The 24,892-nt window shown below is 52.6% G+C and carries 18 protein-coding genes; 12 read left to right on the top strand and 6 right to left on the bottom strand.

Annotated elements, in window-relative coordinates; translation table 11 throughout:
• Window positions 1-305 precede the first annotated feature (305 nt).
• Complete coding sequence (gene clpS, locus L1X57_RS00230) at window positions 306-629, top strand: ATP-dependent Clp protease adapter ClpS (RefSeq protein ID WP_038486582.1); 324 nt, start codon at window positions 306-308, stop codon at window positions 627-629.
• Window positions 630-767: 138 nt separating this feature from the next.
• Entirely contained in the window at window positions 768-3,044 is a 2,277-nt protein-coding gene (gene clpA / locus L1X57_RS00225) for an ATP-dependent Clp protease ATP-binding subunit ClpA (protein ID WP_009722567.1), read from the top strand.
• A 183-nt stretch (window positions 3,045-3,227) separates the two neighbouring features.
• Here clpA and infA read toward each other — a convergent pair whose 3' ends face one another.
• The 3 genes from infA to aat form a co-directional block, all read right to left on the bottom strand.
• The gene (infA, locus tag L1X57_RS00220) at window positions 3,228-3,446 is read right to left on the bottom strand and encodes a translation initiation factor IF-1 (protein ID WP_007111068.1); all 219 of its coding nucleotides are present in this window, start codon (window positions 3,444-3,446) and stop codon (window positions 3,228-3,230) included.
• 139 nt (window positions 3,447-3,585) lie between these two features.
• A complete protein-coding gene (locus L1X57_RS00215; RefSeq protein ID WP_009722568.1) occupies window positions 3,586-4,320 on the bottom strand; it encodes an arginyltransferase in 735 nt (244 codons plus the stop codon).
• A gap of 30 nt (window positions 4,321-4,350) precedes the next feature.
• Window positions 4,351-5,103, bottom strand: a complete 753-nt coding sequence (gene aat, locus L1X57_RS00210) for a leucyl/phenylalanyl-tRNA--protein transferase (RefSeq protein WP_009722569.1) — start codon at window positions 5,101-5,103, stop codon at window positions 4,351-4,353.
• 118 nt (window positions 5,104-5,221) lie between these two features.
• Here aat and L1X57_RS00200 point away from each other — a divergent pair, with 118 nt between their 5' ends.
• Complete coding sequence (locus tag L1X57_RS00200) at window positions 5,222-8,668, top strand: DNA translocase FtsK (protein WP_009722570.1); 3,447 nt, start codon at window positions 5,222-5,224, stop codon at window positions 8,666-8,668.
• 170 nt (window positions 8,669-8,838) lie between these two features.
• Window positions 8,839-9,492 (top strand): outer membrane lipoprotein chaperone LolA, encoded by a 654-nt coding sequence (gene lolA, locus L1X57_RS00195; RefSeq protein ID WP_009722571.1) that lies wholly within the window; start codon window positions 8,839-8,841, stop codon window positions 9,490-9,492.
• 69 nt (window positions 9,493-9,561) lie between these two features.
• Here lolA and L1X57_RS00190 read toward each other — a convergent pair whose 3' ends face one another.
• Complete coding sequence (locus tag L1X57_RS00190; protein ID WP_009722572.1) at window positions 9,562-10,896, bottom strand: replication-associated recombination protein A; 1,335 nt, start codon at window positions 10,894-10,896, stop codon at window positions 9,562-9,564.
• Window positions 10,897-11,150: 254 nt separating this feature from the next.
• Between L1X57_RS00190 and L1X57_RS00185 the strand changes: the two genes are divergently transcribed.
• From L1X57_RS00185 to L1X57_RS00165, 5 genes are all read left to right on the top strand, one after another.
• Window positions 11,151-11,696: a hemerythrin domain-containing protein gene (locus L1X57_RS00185; RefSeq protein WP_009722573.1), complete on the top strand. Its 546-nt coding sequence runs from the start codon at window positions 11,151-11,153 to the stop codon at window positions 11,694-11,696.
• Between the two features lie 113 nt (window positions 11,697-11,809).
• The gene (murI, locus tag L1X57_RS00180) at window positions 11,810-12,607 is read left to right on the top strand and encodes a glutamate racemase (protein WP_009722574.1); all 798 of its coding nucleotides are present in this window, start codon (window positions 11,810-11,812) and stop codon (window positions 12,605-12,607) included.
• Window positions 12,608-12,664: 57 nt separating this feature from the next.
• A complete protein-coding gene (gene trmA / locus L1X57_RS00175) occupies window positions 12,665-13,780 on the top strand; it encodes a tRNA (uridine(54)-C5)-methyltransferase TrmA (RefSeq protein WP_009722575.1) in 1,116 nt (371 codons plus the stop codon).
• A gap of 169 nt (window positions 13,781-13,949) precedes the next feature.
• Window positions 13,950-18,773 (top strand): NAD-glutamate dehydrogenase, encoded by a 4,824-nt coding sequence (locus L1X57_RS00170; RefSeq protein WP_234667845.1) that lies wholly within the window; start codon window positions 13,950-13,952, stop codon window positions 18,771-18,773.
• Window positions 18,774-19,007: 234 nt separating this feature from the next.
• Entirely contained in the window at window positions 19,008-20,021 is a 1,014-nt protein-coding gene (locus tag L1X57_RS00165; RefSeq protein ID WP_009722577.1) for a quinone-dependent dihydroorotate dehydrogenase, read from the top strand.
• A 71-nt stretch (window positions 20,022-20,092) separates the two neighbouring features.
• Here L1X57_RS00165 and rmf read toward each other — a convergent pair whose 3' ends face one another.
• Window positions 20,093-20,302 (bottom strand): ribosome modulation factor, encoded by a 210-nt coding sequence (rmf, locus tag L1X57_RS00160; protein ID WP_009722578.1) that lies wholly within the window; start codon window positions 20,300-20,302, stop codon window positions 20,093-20,095.
• Between the two features lie 342 nt (window positions 20,303-20,644).
• Here rmf and rlmKL point away from each other — a divergent pair, with 342 nt between their 5' ends.
• Window positions 20,645-22,867 (top strand): bifunctional 23S rRNA (guanine(2069)-N(7))-methyltransferase RlmK/23S rRNA (guanine(2445)-N(2))-methyltransferase RlmL, encoded by a 2,223-nt coding sequence (gene rlmKL / locus L1X57_RS00155; protein WP_009722579.1) that lies wholly within the window; start codon window positions 20,645-20,647, stop codon window positions 22,865-22,867.
• Window positions 22,868-22,886: 19 nt separating this feature from the next.
• Complete coding sequence (locus L1X57_RS00150; protein WP_009722580.1) at window positions 22,887-23,222, top strand: glutaredoxin family protein; 336 nt, start codon at window positions 22,887-22,889, stop codon at window positions 23,220-23,222.
• Window positions 23,223-23,295: 73 nt separating this feature from the next.
• Here the strand turns inward: L1X57_RS00150 and L1X57_RS00145 are convergent, their stop codons facing one another.
• The gene (locus tag L1X57_RS00145; RefSeq protein ID WP_030070186.1) at window positions 23,296-23,577 is read right to left on the bottom strand and encodes a WGR domain-containing protein; all 282 of its coding nucleotides are present in this window, start codon (window positions 23,575-23,577) and stop codon (window positions 23,296-23,298) included.
• An 84-nt stretch (window positions 23,578-23,661) separates the two neighbouring features.
• Here L1X57_RS00145 and pdxB point away from each other — a divergent pair, with 84 nt between their 5' ends.
• Entirely contained in the window at window positions 23,662-24,837 is a 1,176-nt protein-coding gene (pdxB, locus tag L1X57_RS00140; protein ID WP_009722582.1) for a 4-phosphoerythronate dehydrogenase PdxB, read from the top strand.
• Window positions 24,838-24,892: the final 55 nt, after the last annotated feature.

Genomic DNA, 24,892 nt, shown 5'->3' with positions numbered 1-24,892 from the left:
GCCCGCTGGGCAACGCGCATGAAAACGCTGTGATATCCCTCGCCCGCCTTGGTGGGCGAGGGTTTTTTGTCTTATTTAGTATGCTAATTTTGTATTTTCCATGAACCCTTGCTGGTTACGGGCGTCCTACTGTGGTGAGCAAAATCAGAGTAATCAAATCTAGCGAAATTAAATTTAGAGCAATTCAAGCTAGGATGGATGATTCAAGCGCTGTAAGACACCACCCGCCAGCTAAGAGACGATAAACCTTGCTGCTTATGCCTAATACAGACAGCCTATACATCGTGGCTACCCTGCACGCAGGAATGACTCGGCCTGATGCGCCTGAATATGATGATGACCTAGCCGTTCAGCCGGCTGAGCCCGAACTTGCTCGGCCACCGTTGTACAAAGTGATACTTCATAACGATGATTTCACGCCGATGGAGTTTGTCGTCGAGGTATTACAGGAATTTTTTAACATGGATAGTGAACAAGCGGTGCAGGTGATGCTTGCGGTACATACCCAAGGCAAAGCCACGTGCGGTATCTTTACACGAGATATTGCGGAAACGAAAAGTTACCAAGTCAATGAATATGCCCGCGAATGCGAGCATCCTTTAATGTGTGATATCGAAGCTGCTGACTGAAAGCGTTGAAAAAAATTAGCGATGGGCCTTGCAAGTGCGCCATTTGTACCCGATGTTGAAAGTGCCGGTCGATTAAACTGATCCGACGCAAGCCCTAGGTGGCGACACGCCCTAGGTAGTAGCGAAAAGGGGACTGCCATGCTGAGCAAAGAACTTGAACTTACCCTGAACACGGCCTTCACCGTGGCTCGCTCAAAGCGCCACGAGTTTATGACCGTTGAGCACCTGCTCCTGGCGTTGCTGGATAATGCGTCAGCGGTTGACGTGCTGAAGGCGTGTGGGGCGAATCTCGATAAGCTGCGGTCCGATCTGCAGGATTTTATTAATTCGACCACGCCATTAATTCCTGAGAGCCAAGCGGATCGCGAAACACAACCGACGCTTGGGTTTCAGCGCGTATTGCAACGTGCGGTCTTCCACGTGCAGTCATCTGGAAAGAGTGAAGTCACCGGTGCCAATGTGCTGGTGGCTATTTTCTCTGAGCAGGAAAGCCAAGCCGTCTACTTCCTTAAACAACAGAGTGTTGCGCGGGTAGACGCGGTTAACTACATCGCTCACGGTATTTCTAAAGTGTCGGGTCATGGGCCTACTCCATCACCGTCTTCTCAAGAGAGCGAAGACGCTGAAGAGGGTAGTTCTGAAGGGGCTGCGCATCCATTAACCGGTTACGCTACCAACCTGAACGAGCAGGCGCGCCAAGGCAAAATAGATCCGTTGATTGGCCGCGACCATGAGCTTGAGCGCGTTGTACAAATTCTTGCTCGTCGTCGTAAGAATAACCCGCTGCTGGTCGGCGAAGCAGGTGTTGGTAAAACAGCTATTGCGGAAGGTTTGGCAAAGCGCATTGTTGAAGAAGACGTGCCTGACGTTATTGCCGATGCAGTGGTTTACTCGCTTGATATGGGGGCGTTGTTAGCGGGTACTAAATACCGTGGCGATTTCGAAAAGCGCCTGAAAAGCTTGCTAAGTGAACTGCGCAAGCAGCCTAACGCCGTGCTCTTTATTGACGAGATTCATACCGTAATAGGGGCGGGTGCTGCCTCTGGCGGCGTGATGGATGCGTCTAACTTGTTGAAACCACTACTATCTTCCGGTGAGTTGCGTTGTATCGGTTCGACAACGTTCCAAGAGTTTCGCGGCATTTTTGAGAAAGATCGCGCCCTGGCTCGCCGGTTCCAAAAAGTGGACGTACTAGCGCCTTCTGTGGATGACACCATCAAAATCCTCAAAGGGTTGCGTTCGCGCTTTGAAGAACACCATGAGCTTAAGTACACCGATGGTGCGCTAGAAAGCGCCGCTCGTTTGGCCGACCGCTACATCAACGACCGTTACCTGCCCGATAAGGCCATCGACGTGATTGATGAGGCAGGCGCGCACCAGCGTATGCTTCCGCCAGAAGTGCGGGCTAACACCATTGATGTTGAGCAGGTAGAAGCGGTAGTGGCGTCTATTGCACGTATTCCACCGAAGAGTGTTTCAAGTTCTGATCGTAAGTTGCTTGAGAAGCTCGACCGCGACTTGAAGATGTTGGTGTTTGGTCAAGATGAGGCCATCGATACTCTTTCCGCTGCCATTAAGCTTTCCCGTGCCGGTCTGAAATCGCCGGACAAGCCAGTAGGTAGTTTCTTGTTTGCTGGCCCAACCGGCGTTGGTAAAACCGAAGTGGCTAAGCAGCTGGCGCATATCATGGGTATCGAGCTAGTCCGCTTTGATATGTCGGAATACATGGAACGTCATACCGTTTCACGCTTGATTGGTGCCCCACCAGGCTATGTGGGCTATGACCAGGGCGGTCTGTTAACCGAAGCCGTTACCAAACAGCCGCATTGTGTGTTGCTGCTAGATGAAATTGAAAAGGCGCACCCTGAAGTATTTAACCTGCTACTGCAGGTTATGGATCACGGTCGTTTGACAGACAACAATGGTCGCGAGGCGGACTTCCGCCACGTTATCCTGATTATGACCTCTAACGCAGGGGCAGAGCAGGCATCACGGCGCTCTATCGGTTTCCAAAGCCAAGACCACTCAACCGATGCGATGGAAGTGATTCGCCGTACCTTCTCGCCTGAGTTCCGCAACCGCTTGGACGGTATTATCCAGTTCCATGCGCTGCAAACATCTGTTGTGCGTAACGTTGTCGATAAGTTCCTGATCGAGCTACAAGCACAGCTAGACGAAAAGCGTGTGCAGCTTGAAGTCGATGATACAGCGAGAGACTGGTTGGCGGAGAAAGGTTACGATCCGGATATGGGGGCGCGCCCGATGGCCCGCTTGATCCAGGAAAAACTGAAGAAGCCGTTGGCTGAGATGATTCTATTTGGCGAGTTGGCTGATCAGGGTGGCATCGTGCACGTTAGCCTTGAAGAAGGCGAGCTGCACTTGTCAACTGAGTCAGAGATGGCGGATGCGCCCTGAAAAGGGCGCTAAGGACACCTAAATCTCACGCCTAAGTCCTCAACCCATGCCTCACTAAAGCACAGCGCCCTGTCATACGACGGGGCGTTGTCGTTTCCAGAGAGCGGCGCCGTACTTACGCTATATTTGCAGTCATGATGCGTGCATGCGCGGGCAGTGTTTGCTTGAAGGCGTTACCAAGGCTTAGCGCGAGCGATAAACAATACGGCCTTTTGACAGATCGTAGGGCGTCAGCTCTACTTTTACCTTGTCGCCTGTCAGGATACGGATGTAGTTTTTGCGCATCTTGCCTGAAATATGAGCGGTAACGACATGGCCGTTTTCCAGCTCAACACGGAACATGGTGTTGGGAAGGGTATCAACAATAACGCCTTCCATTTCAATATGATCTTCGCGTGCCATATAGGCAGATCCTCACTTATTTAACGTAATGGTTTGGTCTAATTAGTCACTTCAATGGGCGTCGTCAGGTGACGGTTACCCAGTAAGCAGCGCTATATTGTGCCGTAAGCCTGCCATCAAGGCAAAAAAGCTGGCAAGTTTAGCAAATTAAAGGCCGCCAATGGCGCCCGTCGAGCACCTCTATGGGAGTGAACGCGCGTTTATAACGCATCTTACGACACTCCTCAATCCAATACCCAAGGTATAAATGGGGGAGCGATTTTTCACCGCACAGTTCAATCAGCTTCAGAATAGCAAAGGTTCCCAATGATCGCTTTTCCAGGGCCTTGTCGACACTGAAAAACGTATAAATGGCCGACAATCCATGCTCAAGTTGATCAAATGCCGCTACCGCGACAAGCTTTCCATCCAAACGCATTTCTAAAAGATGCGCATAGGGTTCTTCAAGCGTTAAAAAGGTACGATACTGCTCTCGACTTGGCGGATACATGTCACCATCGGCGTGGCGTATACGGATATAGTCTGCATAGAGCGCATAATGATCTGCCTCATAATGTGCAGGCATTACGCGTGTAGAAATATCGGCATTGAGACGCCGGATTTTGCGTTGGGTACGATTAGCGCTAAAGTCGCTGATAGGAATGCGTACTGAACGGCAGGCATCGCAGCCCTCGCAGTGAGGACGGTATAGATGTCGACCGCTGCGACGAAAGCCTAGCAATGAAAGTGAGTCATAAACGCCAGGAACGGGAGATTCCTGAGGATCCAGAAACAGAGTGGTTGCCTCTTTGCCAGGAAGGTAGCTGCAGGCATGAGGAACGGTTAGGAAGAAGCGCAAATCCCGCACAGGGCGGCGAGGAGCGTTACTACTCACGGCTTGCCTCCTTGGTTAATCTAAATACGTTTACCATTCTGGATGGTTGGTCGAGGCGATGGCACCTAACCACGGTGATCCAGGTACAGTAGGCGCTTCATTAATCATATTCGTTAAGTTAAATGCCTTGTTAGGCAACCACTTTTCAAGATAGTTGATGAACGTCTTACGAGCGACTGTTGTCGCACCAAGGCTTGCCAAGTGAGGTGTATGCATCTGGCAATCGATAAGTTTACCCTCATGGTGCTGCATAGCATGGGCTAAGTGGGCAAGGGCTACTTTGGAAGCATCGGGAACTCTCGAAAACATCGATTCACCAAAGAAGACAGGCCCCATTGCTAATCCATAAAGTCCGCCAACCAGTTGGCCTTCAAGGTGTACTTCAATGCTATGCGCGATGCCTAGCTCGTGTAGTCGTTGATAAGCGTCACGCATATCTTGATTGATCCAGGTGCCGGGTTCTCCAAGGCGTGGTGCAGCGCATGCTTTAACAATGTTTTCAAACTGTTGATCCAGGGTGACGATAAAGCCACCATGACGTAATCGCTTAACAAGGCTACGACGTCGTTTAAACTGTTCTGGTTGCAATACCATACGTGGATTGGGGCTCCACCACAAAATAGGTTCATCATCGCTGTACCATGGAAAAATACCTTTCCGGTAGGCGTGAATTAACCAGTGTGGAGAGAGTTCTCCGCCCGCGGCAAGAAGGCCATTAGGTGAGTCTAGGGCAAGGTCGGTAGACGGGAAAATAGGCTGTGGCGATGAAAGCCAAGGTAGCATTGTTTGCTCCTGTTACTGAACACTTCGATAGAAGCGCTGTGACGGCGAAAGGATGCTCGGTATGATGCAAACTCGCAAGTGGATTAAAGACACCATTGAGGTGTAAAGGGAGAATCGCTTGAAAGTAAATAAGGCGGTAGACAAGCGAACGCAACGTAACTCGCGTCAACCATCATCAACGGCCTCTACTGGGCGAGTTAAAGCCGCAAAGGATAAAGCTCGTCGGTTTGGTCTGCGCTTGCAGGGCTCAGCGCGTGAAGGCGTGGTCGTGGTGCTGCTTGCGCTGTGCGTATTTTTGTTATTGGCACTGTTTAGTTATGACCCTGCCGACCCAGGTTGGTCTTATCAAGGGCCGGAAACGGATGTCCAAAACTGGATGGGGCCTGTCGGTGCTTGGCTTGCGGACGTGCTTTATTCGCTGCTGGGGGCAAGCGCCTTATGGTGGCCGGGTATGTTTGGTTATGCTGCTTGGTGGCTAATGAGATCTCGCCAAGTACGGTTTGAGATCGATCCGGTAGCGATTGCTGTCCATACCGGCGGCTTAGTGCTGCTTATCTTCGGCACGACGATGCTGGGGGCGCTCCATTTTTATCATCCTGACAGCATTTTGCCTTACGCTTCTGGCGGTATATTGGGCGAAGGGTTAGTAAGCACCCTAAAGCCACTGGTTAGTAGTGGTGGCGTTGGGCTTATTTCTGCCGCGCTAATATTGATTGGTTTTCCGCTGTTTAGCGGCATGTCGTGGTTACAGGTGGCTGATGAGCTTGGACGTCGTCTGTGCAAAGTAGGGGGCTGGTTCAGCGCTCGCCGTGCTAAAGGGCGTGAGAAGCGTTCCCAGCGTGCCGCAGCGAAAGCTGCGTCTCAGAAAGTAAAAGAGAAACCTCTTACTGAATTCAAAGCAGCTAAGCAAGAGAGTGACTTGCAACGCCCAAGTCCAAGAGAAGATAGTCGGCAGCAGGATTCCGCCCGAGAAAACAGTCGTGCTCGTCGTGAGCCGAGCTTTTCAACCACGACGGATACCTCCATTCCATGGGCAGCTGCTGCATTTTCCGGTGCGTTGCCAGCAGAAGATATGCCTAAGCGTGCATCGTCAGCGGCGCCTGAACAGCCTGCTCCTGAGATGGACGCCCAAAAGGATATTGAACCTAACGACCAACCTTCAACGCCTGCCGCTGTGGCTGAAGAGCGGCGTGAAGTTAAAACAGAGCCTAAAATAGAGCCTGTTGTGGAAAACGTTGCGGAAGACGTTGTAGAAAACGTCGAGGAAGAATCGCCCCGCGCGCCTCGCGAGGATGCCTTTGCGGTGCGTATTGATGACGAAGACAATGAACCAGCGCCTTCGGTACCGCTCTCTACTAAAGAAACCGAGCCAGAATTTGATAAACCTGGGTTTGATAAATCTGAGCTCAATGAACCTGATGTCAATCAATCTAATGTTGCAAAGCCTGCTTTCGATGAACCAGTTCTTGATGAGCCCGAGCTTGATGAGTCTGAGCCTGAAAAGTCATCTTCACGTTCTGTTCCTGGTTTCCAGTCAGCAGCAGCGCAGTCATTTTATTCATCGCCAGGCGTATCACGTGATGCAACAGAGCATGAAATAAAACAGGATGATGCGATTAAGTGGGAAGGCGACGTTGAACGCGCGGTGACGTCTGCTTCCAGAAGCATGCCTGAACCCGAAGAGGCACCTGCTATCACGCCGCGAGATGAGGGTTACTCTCGCCCTGTGCATGCGCCGTCCCCTGAGCCCCGTTCCGAACGCGTACCCGAGGTCGTGCCGGAGCCAGTATGGGACGATGAGGAAGATGATTTTCCAACAGCGCGGCCAACCGTTACAGCAGCGCGCCAAGAGCCAACGTTATATGGTGCTGAAGTACCCAGGACTGAAGCACCCAGGGCTGACGTTTCTCAGGCTGAGCCTTCTAGATCGATGACTTCAAGTGAAATGTCTTCCGACGTGGCGTCTTCCGAGGAGAAAGATCCAGACAGTGGTCCTACTCTGTGGACCGTCGAGCACCTGCAGAGCCAGCGTCCGGCGTTCGAAACATTCGATGAGCCAGAAGGGGATGTGCCAAGCCTTCAGTTGCTGACGCCTCCTGAACCGCATGAGCCTAATTACACGGACGAGCAGCTTGCTGATATGGCAGAGCTCTTGGAAGTCCGGCTGCGTGAGTATGGCGTTAAGGCGGAAGTGGTCGATACATGGCCTGGTCCGGTTATTACCCGGTTTGAGATTAAACCGGCGGCTGGGGTGAAAGTTTCTAAAATCAGTAACCTTGCCAAAGATCTGGCGCGCTCGTTAATGGTCAAGAGTGTGCGTGTGGTTGAGGTGATTCCTGGACGTCCAACGGTTGGCATTGAGATACCTAACCCCCATCGAGCAATGATTCGGCTGCGCGAGGTCATTGACTCTGACCGTTATCAACAGGAAAGCTCGCCGCTGACTATGGCATTGGGGCAAGACATTGGCGGCGGCCCCGTTGTTGCTAACCTAGGTAAGATGCCCCATCTGCTGGTCGCAGGTACGACGGGGTCTGGTAAGTCAGTGGGCGTTAACGCCATGCTGATTTCCATGCTACTGAAGGCGACACCGGATGAGCTTAAGCTGATCATGGTTGACCCAAAAATGCTGGAGCTGTCGGTTTATGACGGCATACCACACCTTTTGGCACCAGTGGTCACTGATATGAAGGAAGCTGCTAACAGCCTGCGCTGGTGTGTTGCGGAGATGGAGCGCCGCTACAAGTTAATGGCGGCGATGGGGGTGCGTAACATTGCAGGCTTTAATGGGCGTTTAGATGAGGCTGAAAGTGCAGGAGCACAAGTTGCCGATCCGCTTTGGGAGCCGCAGCCTTGGGAAATGCATCAAACGCCGCCGATCCTTGAAAAGCTGCCCTATATCGTCGTGGTGATCGACGAATTCGCCGATATGTTTATGATCGTCGGGAAAAAAGTTGAAGAACTGATCGCCCGCTTGGCTCAAAAGGCGCGTGCAGCAGGTATCCACCTGATTCTGGCTACTCAGCGCCCCTCCGTTGATGTGGTGACGGGGCTGATTAAAGCGAATATTCCGTCGCGGATGGCCTTCCAGGTATCGTCGCGGATTGATTCGCGCACCATTCTGGACCAGGGCGGCGCAGAGAGCTTGTTGGGCCATGGCGATATGCTTTATCTGCCAGCCGGCTCAGGGCCGCCTAACCGGATTCATGGTGCCTTTGTGGATGATGACGAAGTGCATCGGGTAGTGGATGATTGGAAACGACGTGGCGCGCCTGAATACATTGAAGAGATCTTGTCAGGCGGTGTGACTGCCGATGCGCTGGCTGGCCTTGAGGCTGAAGGTGTAGATGGTGATGATGCAGAACAGGATGCGCTTTACGATGAGGCGGTTCAGTTTGTTACTGAAACACGCAAAGCCTCCATATCTGCCGTTCAGCGTCGTTTCAAGATCGGCTATAACCGTGCGGCGCGCTTGGTGGAAGCGATGGAAGGTGCCGGTGTTGTGACGTCTATGGGCTCTAACGGCGCCCGTGAAGTGCTGGCACCGCCTCCGATAGGCCACTAACTTATTCTATATAATGAGTGCCTGGCGCTTGGTTCAATAATGCAATAAGCGTGAAAGTCGCGCCGTAGGTGAAACCCTGCGGCGCGTTTTGCGTCTGAGAGGCTACATGGATCGTCTTAACGCTCCTTGCCTCGTCCGCTATCCGGCAATGACTGCCTAGGGAGAAAATAATGCGCGATACACATATTCGACGCTCATCATCGTTGGCGTTAGCAGCCAGCGCGCTAGGGTTAGCCTTTGCAGCGCCTATTGCGTGGGCAAGTGACGCCGCGGAGCGTCTTACTGAGCGGCTTGACCCGCTTGAGAACTATCAAGCGACGTTTGAACAGCAAATTTTGGACGGTGGTGGCGAGCGATTACAAAGCGCACGTGGGGAAATGTGGCTCTCGCGTCCTGGCATGCTACGTTGGGAAGTCGATGCGCCTTATACGCAAATCGTCGTCTCAGATGGCGATGATGTTTATCTTTACGACCCTGATCTTGAGCAAGTCACCATCCAAGCGATGGATGACCGGGTCACGCATACCCCCGCGCTGTTGCTGTCGGGCAGTGCAAACGATTTAACTGCCAGCTATGACGTATTTTATGAGCAGCAGGACGGTGATGACGTGTTTACGTTGATCCCTATTTCAGCGGATACGTTATTCGAAGAGCTGAGTATGGTATTTGACGATCAGACCTTAACCGAGCTGTGGATGATGGACAGTACTGGTCAGCGCACAGCGATTACGTTCAGCGACATTACCCGTAACGGCAATATTGACCGTAGCATGTACGACTTTGATATTCCTGATGGCACTGATGTCATCCGCGAAGAACTGTAAGAAGCGTTGCAAGCAGAGCTGTTAACTGCTCGCCATAATGTACTCCGCACGATGATTAGATCAGGCACCTTAGGGTGCCTGATCTGCTTCTTGGTCACGCTGTTCCCGCCACGCCATTATCTCTCCAAAGCGTTTTTCCTGACCAAAGTCGCTTGGTTCATAAAAGCGTGCTTTGGGTAAATCGTCTGGCCAGCAGTCATGAGCGCTGCCAGCAGGGTAGCCGTGGGCTTCGTTGTGCGCGTAGCGATAACCTTGGCCATGTCCCAATTGCTCCATCAATTTGGTAGGGGCGTTGCGGAGGTAGCTGGGGACTTCCAGCTGTGGTTGCTGCTGCACATACTGTTGTGCGGCCTTCCATGCACGGTCAATACGATTACTTTTGGGGGCAACTGCCAAATGAATGGCGGCATGGGCAATCGCTCGCTGGCCTTCATAATTGCCTAAGCGTAAATAGGCATCCCAGGCAGCAATGACTAAGGGGAGTGCCCGAGGGTCAGCATTACCGACATCTTCTGAGGCGATCGCCGTTAAGCGCCGCACGATGTCCAGTGGGTCGCCACCGCCCTGTAAGAAGCGTGCCATATAAAGCAGGGCTGAGTCAGGACGGGATGAGCGAATCGATTTATGAAGTGCCGACAATAAATCGTAGTAAGCGTCACCCTGTTTATCAAAGGCGCTTGATTGATGCCCAACGACATCGGCTAACACCGCTTTGTGCAGCACTTCTCTATCACTGTGTCGCTCAGTAAAGTCGCAGGCCGTTTCTAGCAGTCCTAGCGCGCGACGTGCGTCGCCTGCGCTGGCATGGGCAAGTGCCTCTAACACGCCCTCTTCCATCTCAATGCAGCGCTTTCCCAAGCCGTGCTCTGCGTCGTTTAACGCCTGAGTTAACACCTGGATAAGTTCTTCATGGCTCAGCGGTTTTAGTACATAAACCCGAGCACGGGAAAGTAGCGCCGAGTTAACCTCAAAAGAGGGGTTTTCTGTCGTTGCGCCGATCAGCGTTAGCAGACCCGATTCTACATGGGGTAGCAGCGCATCCTGTTGACTCTTGTTCAGGCGGTGGATTTCATCTAAGAATAGGAGAGTAGGCGATGTGCGTTGCTGGGCTCGCTCTACTGCCAAGCGAATTTCTTTTACACCGGCCATGACAGCGCTTAAATGCTCAAGATGAGCGCCCGATGCGCGTGCCAATAACTCTGCTAGCGTGGTTTTGCCAACGCCCGGCGGTCCCCATAAAATCATTGAACGCACGACACCGGATTCCGCCATTCGGCGCAGAGGTTTGTCAGGCCCGACTAATGCTTGCTGACCGACATAATCGTTAAGGGTTAGTGGGCGCATACGGTAGGCAAGGGGCACGTCTTCGCTCGTGGTAACGGACGCGCGGTCAAAAAGATCCATATAAACGTTCCCTATAAATTTCCATCGTAAATCTTGCCATTGAACAATCAACGATTAACACGTGTCTGTGGTAAATAATGTAACGTCGGGCTACCTTTGGGCATAACCGACTGATAAGCGTCTGCTTGCCTAGGTAATGTCAAAGGCGCATGGTAACGATTAACACCAGTGTAGTTAAACCCAGCTCATGCCATGCGCGTAAGCGCTAATAGGCAATGGGCGAAAGGTAAGGCACTTACAAAGGAGACGGCAAGATGTTAAACCAACTGCGTCTAGATCATGCCAACATGGCGCGAATGCTCCATGTGTTGCAGCTAAAACAAAAAACACTCGTGAGTGGTGAACGGCCCGACTTCCAGTTGATGCGCGAGGTGGTGGACTACATTTTGTCTTATATGGATGGTTTTGCTTCTCCGCTGGAAAAAATTTGCGTGGAACGTCTGCAGGAGCAGGCTCCTGAGCACCTTCCATTGATGGAGCAAATGGCCAGCGACTATCGTAAATTGAAGCCGCGTCTGTCCCGCTTATCCAATGATATCGACATGATTTTAATGGATAACGTGCTGCCCATGGATCGCTTTGCAGAGGCATTGAAAGCGTACCTTGATGCACACCGTGCCTACCTTCGTCATGAGAGAGAGGGCCTGTTTCCGCTGATAGATAAACATTTCAGTGAAGAGGATATGGAAGAACTTCGTCAAGCGCTGCCAGAAGGGGCTGAAAAAGAACTAGAGCGCCTACAGCAAGCATATCCCGAACTTTACGCTGAATTGCGCGGTGCCGAAGTGCCATCGCTGTAGCGTATAAGCGGATCACTCAAGGTGTAACGGGGCGTGTTAAACTAGCGTCCCGTTTTTTATTGGCGTCTTGAGAGGTTTGGCGTGTACAAAGCGTATTGGATGGGTCAACAGTGATGTCAGGGCCTGTACTACTGTTTGATTCAGGCGTGGGCGGTCTTTCTGTTGCCCATGCGCTTCGCCAGCACTATCCGCATCTGGCAATGTGCTACGCCTGTGATAATGCGTGGTTACCTTATGGTCTGCGCGATGATGTAACGCTCTCTAGGCGCATCGTTGCGGTATGCAAAGCGGCAGTAGATGCCTGTCAGGCGAGTGTCTTAGTTGTTGCCTGTAATACCGCCAGCACCCTTGCACTAGAAGGATTGCGTGCAACGCTTGATATCCCGGTTGTTGGAACTGTGCCTGCTATCAAGCCCGCTGCGTTGAGTAGTCAGACACGGCATATTGGTTTGCTCGCCACGACGGCGACCGTCAATAGGCCGTATACTCAGGCGTTAATTAATAGCTTCGCGAGTGACTGTACCGTCACTAAGGTGGCGGCGGATGCACTGGTCACGGAAGCGGAAGCTTGGTTATCAGGCACACCGATTGATGAACAGCGATTAAACCTAGCGCTGACGCCTTTATGGCAGGCTACCCAGGCTAACCCAGCACTCGATACGGTTGTGCTGGGTTGTACCCATTTTCCACTGCTGAAACCTGAGTTAATCCGGCTGTCGCCGGTGCCTCTGGTGTGGGTGGATTCTGGCGATGCAATTGCCCGCCGAGTAGGGCAGGTGGCACCTACCTTAGTCAATAGCTCCCAAGATGGACGTTGCTTTACGACAGCTGCAGCGGCGCAACTTACTAAAGGGGTGGCACACTTTGGCTTTCAAGCACCACAACGATTAACGATTCCTAACGTGGTGTAGTCACCCTGTTAGGTTGTTTGTTTCTATTGATGTTATCTATTTCAAAGAGGAGCCACCTTGGCGATCCCCACTGTAGAACCAGAACGCTATGCCGAACAGCTCGCTGAAAAGCAAGCCTACGTGGAGAAGACCTTTGCGGCGTTCACCACGCCCACGCTTGAAGTCTACCCCTCGCCGCCAAGCTATTACCGGCAGCGCTGCGAGTTTCGCATCTGGCATGAAGACGATGACCTCTTCTACGCTATGTTTGAGGTCGATTCGGACAATCCCAAAAACAAGCGCATTGTGCGTTTGGACCAGTTTCCCGTCGCCAGTGAGCATATCAATGCGCTTATGCCGCGTCTGCGGGAAGCGTTTCTTGCTAGCGATGAGCTTCGCCGCCGCTTGTTTCAAGTGGAGTTTTTAACCACCTTATCCGGCGAAGCCTTGGTAACGCTGATTTACCATCGTCCGCTAGGCGAGGCCTGGGAAGCCGAGGCCCGCGCACTGGAAGAGACGCTTGGCATCATGATTATTGGCCGCTCTCGCAAGCAGCGTTTGGTGCTAACCCGGGATCATGTGTGGGAGCGCTTAACCGTTGATGGCCGTGAGTTGGTTTATCAGCAGGTCGAAAACAGCTTTACTCAGCCAAATGCGCATATCTGCCAGACCATGCTTAGCTGGGCTAGAGAGGCCACCGCCGATCATCAACATGAAGACTTGGTGGAGCTTTATTGTGGTAACGGCAATTTTACCATTGCGCTAGCGGATAACTTTCGCCGTGTATTGGCGACTGAGATTTCCCGTACCTCGGTTGCTAGCGCTAACGTCAACCTGGACGCTAACGGCGTGACCAATGCTCAGGTGGCAAGAATGTCCGCTGAAGAGTTCGCACTGGCGTTAAAAGGCGAGAAAACAGGTCGTCGAGTGACGGAGATGGGCTTAGACACATACGAGTTTTCCACCGTGTTGGTAGACCCGCCAAGATCAGGTCTGGACGTTCAAAGCTGTCATCAAATCAGCGAATACGCTCAAATCGTCTATATTTCATGCAACCCGGCAACGCTTGCTGAAAACTTAACCATACTGACTCAAACGCATCATATTGAGCGGTTCGCGCTTTTTGATCAGTTCCCATTTACCAAGCATTGTGAATGCGGTGTCTTACTCACACGAAAGAACTCTGGGCTATAGAGGTCTTGTCAATAGTGCTTATGATGCATAAGCGGCATACACCATGAATAACCTGTCAGATGGCTAGGGAGACGAGCATCGGTAGCGTAAGCTAGTAGACAGTAAGGCCTAAAGGCCTATTGTCCTTCGTTTTTTGGCCTAAAGTGGCCCCAGGCAGTCGAGGTGATGGATGCATTACGTTGCGATTGAAGAGAGTCGGCGGGATCTTTTGAAGCAGCTACAAGAGCGATTGGATGCGCGACTGGAGCCGGAGCGAGCGGCAGATGTTGAAGCCTTTGCTCGCCACTTCTACGCCACTGTACCCGTGGAAGACTTGGTCGACCGACGCCTAGACGACTTGTATGGGGCCACGCTGTCGATTTGGCAGTTTTTACAGCATCACGATCCTAAAAGCCCCAAGGTGCGCATCTTCAACCCCGACTTTGAAGAGCACGGCTGGCAGTCAACTCATACCTTCGTTGCCGTTTTGCACGAAGACATGCCATTTTTGGTTGATTCGGTACGAATTGAACTTAATCGTCGCGGACTAACGGTACACGCTATTCAGAACGCTGTATTTGCCGTAGCTCGTGACGGTCAGCACCAGCTCAAAGAGCTCGTTTCGCCAAGAGATGAAAACGCGCCTGAAGCGCGTGAATCGTTGATGGTCATTGAAGTGGATCGCCATTCGGATCCTGAGTCGCTGACCAAAATTGAGAATAAGCTGCATGAAGTGCTGCGTGATGTCAGAACAGCGGTCAGCGACTTTGATGAGATGTGCGGTCAAATCACGTCGGCTATTCATGAGCTAGAGAAAAACTGCCCGCCGCAAATTGATCCTGACGATCATGAAGAAGCCATCGCGTTTTTAGAGTGGCTGCTCAAAGATAACTTTACTTTCCTGGGTTACGACGAGTACCTGCTGGAAGGTAAAGAGCTACAACGTGACCCCAATAGTGTTCTGGGGGTTTTCCGCCTTGATCAGCCTCGTTACCGCGAGCGTATTCGCACTGAAGAAGGTATTGATGAGAATGACGACTACGTGCTGGTACCTCAGCTACTGTCGTTTGCTAAAAGCGCTCATCACTCCCGGGTGCATCGGCCTACATATCCAGACTACATTACCGTTGACCGTTATGATGACGACGGCAATGTGATTGGCGAACGGCGCTTCTTTGGCCTGTTCACTGCCACGGTTTATAACGAATCGCCACGCAATATTCCGTTGCTGCGTCGCAAGTTGAAAGCTGTAATGGATATTGCTGGATTTAATCCCCAGGGTCATAACGGCAAACAGCTGTTGCAAGTGTTGGAAGTGTATCCTCGTGATGACCTGTTTCAGATCAGTACGGAATCCCTGGCCAGCACTGCACTCGGTATTCTCAATATCCGCGAACGCCGCCAAGTGCGCTTGTTTATTCGCGCGGACGTTAGCGGTAAGTTCTACTCCTGCTTAGTATTTGTACCAAGAGACGTGTTCTCTACTGACCTGCGTCAGCGTATACAAACGATGCTATGTGACGAGCTAGACGCCCACTTTGGCGACTTTAATACCTATTTGTCAGAGTCGGTATTGGCCCGTATTCAGCTTATTCTGCGCTTTAACGGTGAAGGGCCAAGCCAATACGACCTTAAGCGTTTGGAAAGCAAAGTGGCACGTTTGGCACGCAGCTGGCGTGATGAGCTTCAAGAAGCAATGATCGAGGGCTTTGGTGAAGAGCGCGCTAACCACCAAATGGATCACTTCCATGATGCGTTCTCGGCCAGTTATCGAGAAGATTTCAATGCCCGCACCGCGGTGTTTGATGTTCAGCATCTATTGACCCTGGATAGCGGTGAGGATCTCTCGCTGTCACTTTACCGCCCCCTAGAAGAGCAAGCGGGCGGTATGAATTTGAAGCTTTTCCATCGTGAAACGCAGATCCCACTGTCTGATGTGCTACCGATGATGGAAAACCTGGGGCTGCGCGTTATCGGTGAGCGCCCCTACGACATCAATGCCCCGCAACAGCGCTACTGGATTCATGACTTCGAGCTGGAGCATAGCCGTGAAGGCGTCAACCTCAGCGAAATGCGTGACACCTTCAGCGAAGCGTTTAAGCGTATATGGGCAGGTGAGGCGGATAACGATGCCTTTAACCGTCTGATTATTGGTGCTGGCCTTGATTGGCGCGAAGTGGCCATGCTGCGTGGTTACGCCCGTTACCTTAAGCAGATACGCTTTGGTATGTCGCAGGACTACATCGCAGCTACCCTGGCTAATTACCCGGCAATCACCCAGACACTCGTTGAGCTTTTCCGATTACGCTTCGATCCCAAGCATCAGCCAAGCAGCTTAGATGACTGTATAGTTCGCTTAAACGAGCACCTTGAAGGTGTCGCCAGCCTTAATGATGACCAGTTGCTGCGCCGTTTTATGGAGCTTATTCAAGCGACTCTGCGCACTAACTACTACCAGAAAGCTGCTGATGGCCGCTTTAAAGATTACATCTCCTATAAACTGGAGCCGTCGAAAGTCACGGGCATGCCCAAACCCCGCCCGGCGTTTGAGATTTTTGTTTGTTCGCCTCGCGTAGAGGGTGTTCACCTGCGTGGCGGTAAAGTCGCTCGTGGTGGCTTACGTTGGTCAGACCGCCATGAAGACTACCGCACAGAAGTGTTGGGTCTAGTAAAAGCCCAGCAGGTGAAAAACGCGGTTATCGTGCCTGTGGGTGCTAAAGGCGGTTTCGTATGCAAACGCATGCCAGAAAACGCTGGTCGTGAAATCCAGCAGAAAGAAGGTATCGCTTGCTACAAAATCTTTATCCGTGCGCTGTTGGATGTCACTGACAATCTGGTGGGTGGTGAGGTCGTGCCGCCGCAAAACGTGGTGCGCCATGATGGCGACGATAGCTACCTCGTGGTGGCTGCCGATAAAGGGACTGCAACCTTCTCGGATATTGCTAACGAAATATCCATAGAGTATGGCCACTGGCTAGGCGATGCTTTTGCCTCCGGCGGTGCTAACGGTTATGACCATAAAAAAATGGCGATTACCGCGCGTGGTGCCTGGGAATCCGTCAAGCGTCATTTCAAAAACCTCGACGTAAACACCCAGCAAGATTTGTTCACGGTAGTGGGCATTGGCGATATGGCTGGCGACGTCTTCGGCAATGGCATGCTGCTGTCGGATAAAATTCAGCTAGTGGGTGCGTTTAACCACCTGCATATTTTTGTCGACCCGAATCCGGATGCAGAAGCTGCCTTCGCCGAGCGCAAGCGCATGTTCAACCTTCCCCGTTCAAGCTGGGAAGACTACAGCGCTGAACTGATTTCCCAGGGTGGCGGTGTCTTTAGCCGCAGCGCTAAATCGATTCCGATTACCCCGGAAATGCAGCAGGTGTTTGGTATCGAAGAAACGCGCCTTTCCCCCAACGACCTGATCCGCGCCATGCTGAAGGCCAAGATCGATCTGTTGTGGAACGGTGGTATCGGTACCTATGTGAAGAGTTCCGATGAAACCGATGCTGACGTGGGCGACAAAGCTAACGACGCACTGCGTATTAACGGCGCTGAGTTGAACTGCCGTGTAGTCGGTGAGGGCGGTAACTTGGGCTTGACCCAGCGTGGACGAATGGAAGCGGCCGCTAAAGGTGTACGCGTTTATACTGACTTTATCGATAACGCCGGTGGTGTTAACTGCTCCGACCATGAGGTCAATATCAAAATATTGATCGATGAAGTGGTTAAGCGTGGTGACATGACCGACAAGCAGCGTAACCAGCTGTTGTCAGATATGACCGACGAAGTTGCTAACTTGGTTATCCTTGATAACTATCGCCAAACCCAGGCGCTAGACCTGTCAGAAATACTGTCTCACCAGGGCATGGGGCCATACCGCCGCTTTATCAGTGAGCTTGAGTTAGCCGGTCAAATTGATCGTGAACTAGAGTTCTTGCCTGCTGATGACGTACTTAAAGAGCGTGCCAGTCACGACCAAGGCATGCGATTACCTGAACTGTCGGTACTGATTTCTTACGCTAAGAGCACCCTGAAAGGCGATTTGATCAACTCTGATGTGCCGGATGACCTCTACATTCATCGCCACCTGGAACGCTTGTTCCCTGAGGTGTTGACTGAACGTTACCAAACAGAAATGTATGACCACCGCCTGAAGCGTGAAATTGTTGCTACCCAGGTAGCTAACGATTTGGTTGATCACATGGGCATTGTATTCGTTCGTCGCCTAATGGACTCTACTGGCGCAGGTCGAGCCGATATTGCCCGCGCTTATGTAGTCGCTCGTGATGCGTTTAATCTCACATCCCTGTGGGAGCAGATCGAGGCGCTGGATAACCAAGTGCCGAACCGTGTGCAGTACTCGATGATGCTCGACTTGATGCGCATGATTCGCCGCGCCACGCGTTGGTTCCTGCGTCAGCATTTGGGGCTGTCTACTCAAGATGCCATCGATTACTTCGGCCCACGTCTGGCTCAACTGCAAGAAAGTATCGGTGAGCTGCTCAGTGGAGAAGAGCAGGCCGCATGGCGTAAGCGTTGTGACGAGCTGCTAGATGCTGGTGTACCTGAAGCGCTAGCGACCACAGTGGCTGCCGCACCAAGTCTCTACGCTGGCTTAGGTATTATTCAAGCTGCGCGGATCACCAATGAGAAGCCTCAGCGTGTGGCCGAGGTGTTCTACGAAATTGGCAGCCGCCTAGAGCTCCCCTGGATGATCCAGCAGGTGACCCAGCTGGAAGTGCGCGATGCGTGGCAAGCACAAGCGCGAGAAACCTTCCGTGACGACATTGATCGCCAGCAGCTGGCGCTAACGACCAGCGTGCTTAAGCTGGAAGCGGGTAGCCGTGACACTCAAGAGCGTGTCGCCCAGTGGCTTGAGCAGCACGCCGAGCTACACCGTCGCTGGTGCCATTTGATTGATGAAGTTCGCGGTGGCAGTGAAGGCGGCTTTGCATTATTTGCTGTTGCCGTGCGTGAACTGGTCGATCTTGCTGAAAGTGATAGTGAAGCGTAAGCCATAAGCTAGCGATTATCTTGCCCGATGAGTAACACCACCTACCGCGCCCTGAATCAGGGCGCGGTTTTTTGTGGCCGCTTTTTCACTGCATCGCCTTTCTCGCCGCTCAGCGCTGCGAAGATAACTTGATTTACGCTATACTCTGCGCGCCGCGCGCTATGTCGTCTATTTGCCCACATGTAGCGTGTCCGCTCGTCTGCTTTATGCCCACTGCTCTGGAGAGCCTCGCTGATGTATAACTTCGCCCGTTCGCTGCTGTTTAGACTCGACCCAGAAACATCTCATGGGTTGGCGCTGGGTGCGTTAGATACACTGCACCGGGTTGGCGGTGTGCAGCGGGTATATGGTGAGCCTGTGAGTGACCCTGTTGAGCTGATGGGGCTGCGTTTTAGTAATCGGGTAGGGCTTGCCGCAGGGCTGGATAAAAATGCCGATCACTTGGATGCGCTGGGCGCGCTGGGCTTTGGGTTTGTAGAAGTAGGCACCGTGACGCCCAAAGCGCAGCCAGGCAATCCGAAGCCGCGCCTATTTCGCCTTGCAGGTCACGAGGCGATTATTAACCGCTTTGGTTTTAATAACAAAGGGGTTGAGCACCTTGTTGCTCAGGTGAAAAAGCGCCACTACAACGGGGTGGTGGGTATCAATATTGGTAAGAACTTAGCCACCTCTGTGGAGAATGCGCTTGATGATTACCTGCTCTGTTTAGAAGCGGTGCACGGCGTGGCTGATTATATTGCGGTCAATATTTCCTCACCCAATACGCCTGGGCTACGGACATTGCAGTTCGGTGAGCAACTGGATGCGTTGTTAGGGCCTATCCGATCGCGCAGCCAAGAGCTGGACAACGCGTTAGGCCGCAAGGTGCCGCTACTGGTTAAAATCGCCCCAGATATGAGTGAAGAAGAGGTTGTCTTGGTAGCCGACAGTATTGCTCGAAATGCACTGGATGGTGTGATTGCGACCAATACCACGGTATCTCGCGAGGCCGTGAAGAGTGATCCTCAGTCAGAAGAGGCTGGCGGCCTTTCAGGCAAACCCGTTTTTGAAGCATCGAATAGGGTGATTCGCCTGTTGCGCGCGCAACTGCCAACGCTGCCTATTATCGGCGTGGGCGGGATTAATAGCGGTGAGGCCGCTGCTGCTAAAATTGCCGCTGGCGCAGACTTGGTGCAGCTCTATTCAGGGTTGATTTACCAGGGCCCTGGGTTAGTGAAAGCGTGTGCCGAGGCATTGAAACAGCAATAATTGAGCAATAAAAAAGCCCGCTTGCCAGCGGGCTCCGTACTCCAAATGTAATGTTTGAAAAGGTAAAAAAACTAGGTCATCACCATGGGGTTTTTATGAATACCGGAGACACCGGTCATACCGTCCCACTGATCACCGCGACCTTCACGCCAACCACTCATCCAATATTCGCGTAAATTGACATCTTGACTGGGGCAGTCATCTCGGGAGCGACCCGTAATGCCCGCTTTATAGCCGTGAACATAAGCCCGTTGGAAGCGATCACGTTTTTGTCGTTTCATTGGCTAACCTCTTTTCACGAAAGCCTTTGATAAGAAAAGCACGTTGGGCAAAAATGCTATATTTGCATCAGTGCTATTTCGATAGTTAACTTTGGCAAGCCGCCACTCAACGCTAGTGCCTAGCACTCACGTGCTGAACGGGCAAAGCGGCAGACTCGACAAATTAGGGGTCTTGAAAGCAAGTTGCTAATAGAACCCTGACAAACAACGCATGCGTTTTTCAGTAGCTACACTCTTATTGTTAGCTCATGATGGGGTCACTTGTCGACCATCAAATTGTCATAAGACGTAAACTCATTTGCCATATATAGGAATATCGCGCTCTTACGCGCGGCGATAAACATGACCGAGTCGAGCCAAACTGCCCCTCTAAACCTCCTTGCAACCTGCCCTAAAGGCATTGAAGGCCTTTTAGCTGATGAGCTTTCAGCGCTAGGAGCCGAGCCAGGTAAAACGACCGTGGCGGGCGTTTATTTTTCCGCCAAGCTAGAAACCGCCTATCGCATATGCCTGTGGTCGCGGTTGGCTAACCGTATTATTTTGCTGCTGGCTCGGGAATCGATGATCGATACCGCCGAGCAGGTGCGTGACGTGGTTGCCCGACTTCCCTGGACGCAGCATTTAACGTCTGGCAAAACCCTCGCAGTAGATTTTCATGGCCGTAGCGATCACATCCGCCACACCCGGTTTGGTGCCCAAACGGTGAAAGATGGCGTTGTAGACTCACTGCAGCTGGCAGGTCAAGAGCGTCCCAATGTTGATACGAAAACGCCTGATCTGCGCATCTATGCCCATCTACATCGCGCTAACTTAAGCCTGGGTATTGATCTATCTGGTGAAAGTTTGCATCGCCGTGGCTACCGCCGTGATGTTGGTCATGCGCCGCTGAAAGAGAACTTAGCCGCTGCGCTGCTGGTGCGTGCAGGCTGGCCCGAACGAGCAAAAGCCGGTGAGCCACTGCTAGATCCGTTATGCGGTGCAGGCACGTTGTTGATTGAAGCGGCGCTAATGGCCGCCGACCAAGCGCCTAACCTCAACCGGGAGCGTTTCGGTTTTCAAGGCTGGGCAGGGCACAATGAGCCGCTGTGGAAAGAGTTAAAGCGCGAAGCCGAGGCGCGGGCATCGATAGGCCGTAAACGCTGTAAAACGGCGCTGGTGGGCTTTGATCAAAGCCCTGCGGCATTGACAGCAGCAAAATCCAACGCCATGCGTGCGGGCATTCCTGCGCTAATTACCTTGCACGGGCAAAGCCTTAGTCAGCTAACCAGGCCAGAAACAATTACTGCCGAGCGTGGGTTGTTGATTACTAACCCACCCTATGGCGAGCGCTTAGGCGAATTACCCGAGCTGGTGCGCTTATACGCTCAGCTGGGTGAAAAAGCGAAAGCGCTGTTTCCTGGCTGGACGCTGGCGCTGTTTACCGGCAACCCCGACCTTGGCCACCGGCTGGGGCTGCGTGCTCACAAGCAGTATGCGCTGAAAAATGGCGCGTTGGATGCCAAGTTGCTGCTGATGGAAATTGCCAATCACACGGCTAGCCAGCCAGATAATGATAGCGATTCATCTGCCTCAGAAGATGGTGAAGTGGCTCAGCATGTCAGCGCCAGTACCAAGCCTGTAGTGTCGGAAAATGCCCAGATGTTTGCCAACCGGTTGACGAAGAATCAAAAACGTCTGAAAAAGTGGCTAAAGAAGAGCGGTGAAGCTTGCTACCGTGTTTACGATGCCGATATGCCGGAATACGCGCTGGCCGTCGACCGTTACGGTGACCGAGTGCATGTTCAAGAGTATGCGGCGCCTAGCTCAATTAACCCAGCTCAGGCTCAAAAGCGCCTGTTTGATGCACTGGAAGTGCTGCCAGATGCCCTCGACGTTGATCCAAGTAAGATTTATATAAAGCGCCGTGAGCGGCAAACTGGCAGTGCCCAGTACCAAAAGCGTGATGCCAGCGGCGAACGCTTTGAAGTGCAGGAAGGTGACGCTCGGTTGTGGGTGAACCTGCGTGACTACTTGGATACCGGCTTGTTTTTGGATCATCGGCCAGTGCGCCGCCTGCTTAAGGAGATGGCCAGCGGCAAGCGCTTCTTAAACCTGTTTTGCTACACCGCCACGGCAACCGTGCAGGCAGCCTTGGGCGGTGCAAGCGACAGTGTTAGCGTTGATATGTCCAATACCTACCTTGAGTGGGCGAGAGACAACTTTGCGCTGAACAAGCTGGATCCAAGGTTACACCGAGTGGTGCGGGATGACTGTTTCCGCTGGCTTGAAACCGCTAACGCCGAGTTTGACCTGATCTTTATGGATCCGCCAACGTTTTCTAACTCCAAGAAAATGCGCGATACCCTTGATGTGCAGCGTGACCACCCGCGGCTAATAGAGCTTGCTATGGCGCGTCTTGCGCCCGGCGGCACGCTGGTATTCTCGAACAACCAGCGGCGCTTCAAGCTGGACGAGGCGATCAGTGAGCGCTACGCAGTGGAAGATATTACGTCGCGTACCTTTGACCCGGATTTTCAGCGCCGGACCAATTTGCATCATGTGTTTTTGCTACGCCATAAAGCGTAAGGCATAAAAGAGATCGGCTATGATTCAGCTATCGATTTATACAACGTTAGGCTGCCACTTATGCGCTCAGTTAGAAGCGCTAGTGGTAACGTTGGCGAACCAAGAGGTATCGCTGCATCACATTGAAATCAGCGACGACGATACGCTATTGGAGCGTTATGGCGTACGCATTCCGGTTCTGATGGATGGGAGCGGAGAAGAGCTGGACCGAGGTTTTGATCTTGAGCGGCTAAGCGCTTGGCTGCAAGCGCGCGGCTGGCTGGATGAGGCTGCGCTTGCGGCACTTACCACACCGCCCGAAAATGCTCCGCCAGTTGGCGCGCATCAGCGCAACGGACGGCGCTTCTTAGGATAGCCCTTGAGATAGAGTCCTTGAGATAGAGCCCTTGAGACAGTTCTTGAGGTCGCTGAGCTGGCATTTGATGCGCTTATAGCGCATCAAGTAGCGATAACTGCCGCATGGCTTCCTGTCCTTCGGGCGTATGATCGGCGGCCTCCAGTACCTTACGAAACCCTCGTGAGGTCTGGATGGTGGCCTCATCTTCCATCCACATTTGCGCTTGCTCCAGGGTGTCTGCCAGCTGGTGTTTTAGTCCGCCAAATTGGGTGCCTATTTGCCCCCAGGCGCGGCTGAAAATCCAGTCGCCAAACATATCCTGGTGAATATGCACCAACACATAGTCATGGTCGGTTTCCCAGCGTACGATCACACCCATCTCCTTAACTGCTTCTTGATCATGCCTGCACAGCAAGCCGTTGCGGGCGTATTGTAAAGCCCGGATACGAAAACGCCTATGAAACTTGTTATCGACGCGAATATCCCCGCCGCTGACGCCTGCTTTGGGCGCGTTGGCACGCTGCAGCGCTTGCCAGGGCGTGAGATTCGTCCCGCCGATGTGGCCGATGCCGACGCGCTGATAGTGCGTTCGATTACTCAGGTAAACCAAACACTGCTGGCACAAAGCTCAGTGCGTTTTGTAGGTACCTGCACCATTGGCACCGACCATATTGATCGCGCGCTATTAAGTGAGCGCGGCATTGGCTTTGCTAGTGCCCCTGGCTGCAATGCCGACGCCGTGGTGGATTATGTGCTTAGTAGCCTACTGTTGATTAGTGAGCGAGAAGGGGGGCCGTTGCTAGCGCGTAGGGTGGGGATTGTGGGTGCTGGTAACGTTGGCAGCCGTTTGCAACAGCGCCTGCAAGCACTGGGTGTGGAAACCTTGGTGTGTGATCCGCCTCGAGCAGAAAAAGAGCGAGCTGGAAAAGATCACGCAGCACTAGAAGAGGCGAATCCGTTTGTCTCGCTGGATAGCGTCATCGAACACTGCGACGTAGTTTGCCTGCATACCCCGCTAGTGAAAGAAGGCCCTCATGCCACGTATCAACTGCTTAATGCTGAGCGTATTAATGACCTAGCCCCTGGGACAGTGCTGCTAAACGCAGGGCGGGGTGATTGCATTGACGGCTTGGCGCTACGCAGCCGCTTAGCGGGTAAAGGCGATATCACGGCTATTCTGGATGTTTGGGAAGATGAGCCGGAGATCGATGCAGGGCTGCGCGACTTGGTAGCGCTGGCGACGCCGCATATTGCTGGGCATAGCCTTGACGGCAAGTTGCGCGGTACGTGGATGATCCAGCAGGCGCTGGCCCAGCATATTGGGCGGTCAAGTAGTATTGGTTTTAACGAACTTTGCCCACGACCTGCGCTGTCAGCGTTAACGCTGCAGCAAGCTTTGCCGACAGAAGAAGCGCTTCGACTTTGCGCGCGCGCGGTTTACGATGTACGCCGTGACCACGATGCGCTGCAGCGGCACGTGTTTCACCAGGGAATCAAAAAGGGCTTTGATCACTGTCGATCCAACTACCCACTGCGTCGAGAGTTTGCCACGCTTCGCGTTTTATTAGAGAGCGATGCAACGATGTTGGAAGCGCCATTGCTAGCGGCTGGTTTTCAAGTGCAGTGTGTTTAGTTGCGTAGTGACGGTGTGTTGGTAGTGAGGTGATATAGAAAGCACAAGGCCCGCA

Origin of the sequence: Halomonas sp. TD01 (genome assembly GCF_923868895.1) — a bacterium.
In the GTDB taxonomy this organism is placed as follows: domain Bacteria; phylum Pseudomonadota; class Gammaproteobacteria; order Pseudomonadales; family Halomonadaceae; genus Vreelandella.
This window is presented reverse-complemented; position numbering and strand designations above follow the sequence as displayed.

What these genes read in the sequence shown, in the direction of transcription:
- clpA (WP_009722567.1), top strand. Translation starts at nt 768, where the DNA reads ATGCTGAGCAAAGAACTTGAACTTACCCTGAACACGGCCTTCACCGTG.
- L1X57_RS00185 (WP_009722573.1), top strand. Translation starts at nt 11,151, where the DNA reads ATGTTAAACCAACTGCGTCTAGATCATGCCAACATGGCGCGAATGCTC.
- infA (WP_007111068.1), bottom strand. Translation starts at nt 3,446, where the DNA reads ATGGCACGCGAAGATCATATTGAAATGGAAGGCGTTATTGTTGATACC.
- rlmKL (WP_009722579.1), top strand. Translation starts at nt 20,645, where the DNA reads ATGACCGAGTCGAGCCAAACTGCCCCTCTAAACCTCCTTGCAACCTGC.
- L1X57_RS00190 (WP_009722572.1), bottom strand. Translation starts at nt 10,896, where the DNA reads ATGGATCTTTTTGACCGCGCGTCCGTTACCACGAGCGAAGACGTGCCC.
- rmf (WP_009722578.1), bottom strand. Translation starts at nt 20,302, where the DNA reads ATGAAACGACAAAAACGTGATCGCTTCCAACGGGCTTATGTTCACGGC.
- L1X57_RS00170 (WP_234667845.1), top strand. Translation starts at nt 13,950, where the DNA reads ATGCATTACGTTGCGATTGAAGAGAGTCGGCGGGATCTTTTGAAGCAG.
- murI (WP_009722574.1), top strand. Translation starts at nt 11,810, where the DNA reads ATGTCAGGGCCTGTACTACTGTTTGATTCAGGCGTGGGCGGTCTTTCT.
- clpS (WP_038486582.1), top strand. Translation starts at nt 306, where the DNA reads ATGACTCGGCCTGATGCGCCTGAATATGATGATGACCTAGCCGTTCAG.
- L1X57_RS00150 (WP_009722580.1), top strand. Translation starts at nt 22,887, where the DNA reads ATGATTCAGCTATCGATTTATACAACGTTAGGCTGCCACTTATGCGCT.
- lolA (WP_009722571.1), top strand. Translation starts at nt 8,839, where the DNA reads ATGCGCGATACACATATTCGACGCTCATCATCGTTGGCGTTAGCAGCC.
- pdxB (WP_009722582.1), top strand. Translation starts at nt 23,662, where the DNA reads ATGAAACTTGTTATCGACGCGAATATCCCCGCCGCTGACGCCTGCTTT.
- aat (WP_009722569.1), bottom strand. Translation starts at nt 5,103, where the DNA reads ATGCTACCTTGGCTTTCATCGCCACAGCCTATTTTCCCGTCTACCGAC.
- L1X57_RS00165 (WP_009722577.1), top strand. Translation starts at nt 19,008, where the DNA reads ATGTATAACTTCGCCCGTTCGCTGCTGTTTAGACTCGACCCAGAAACA.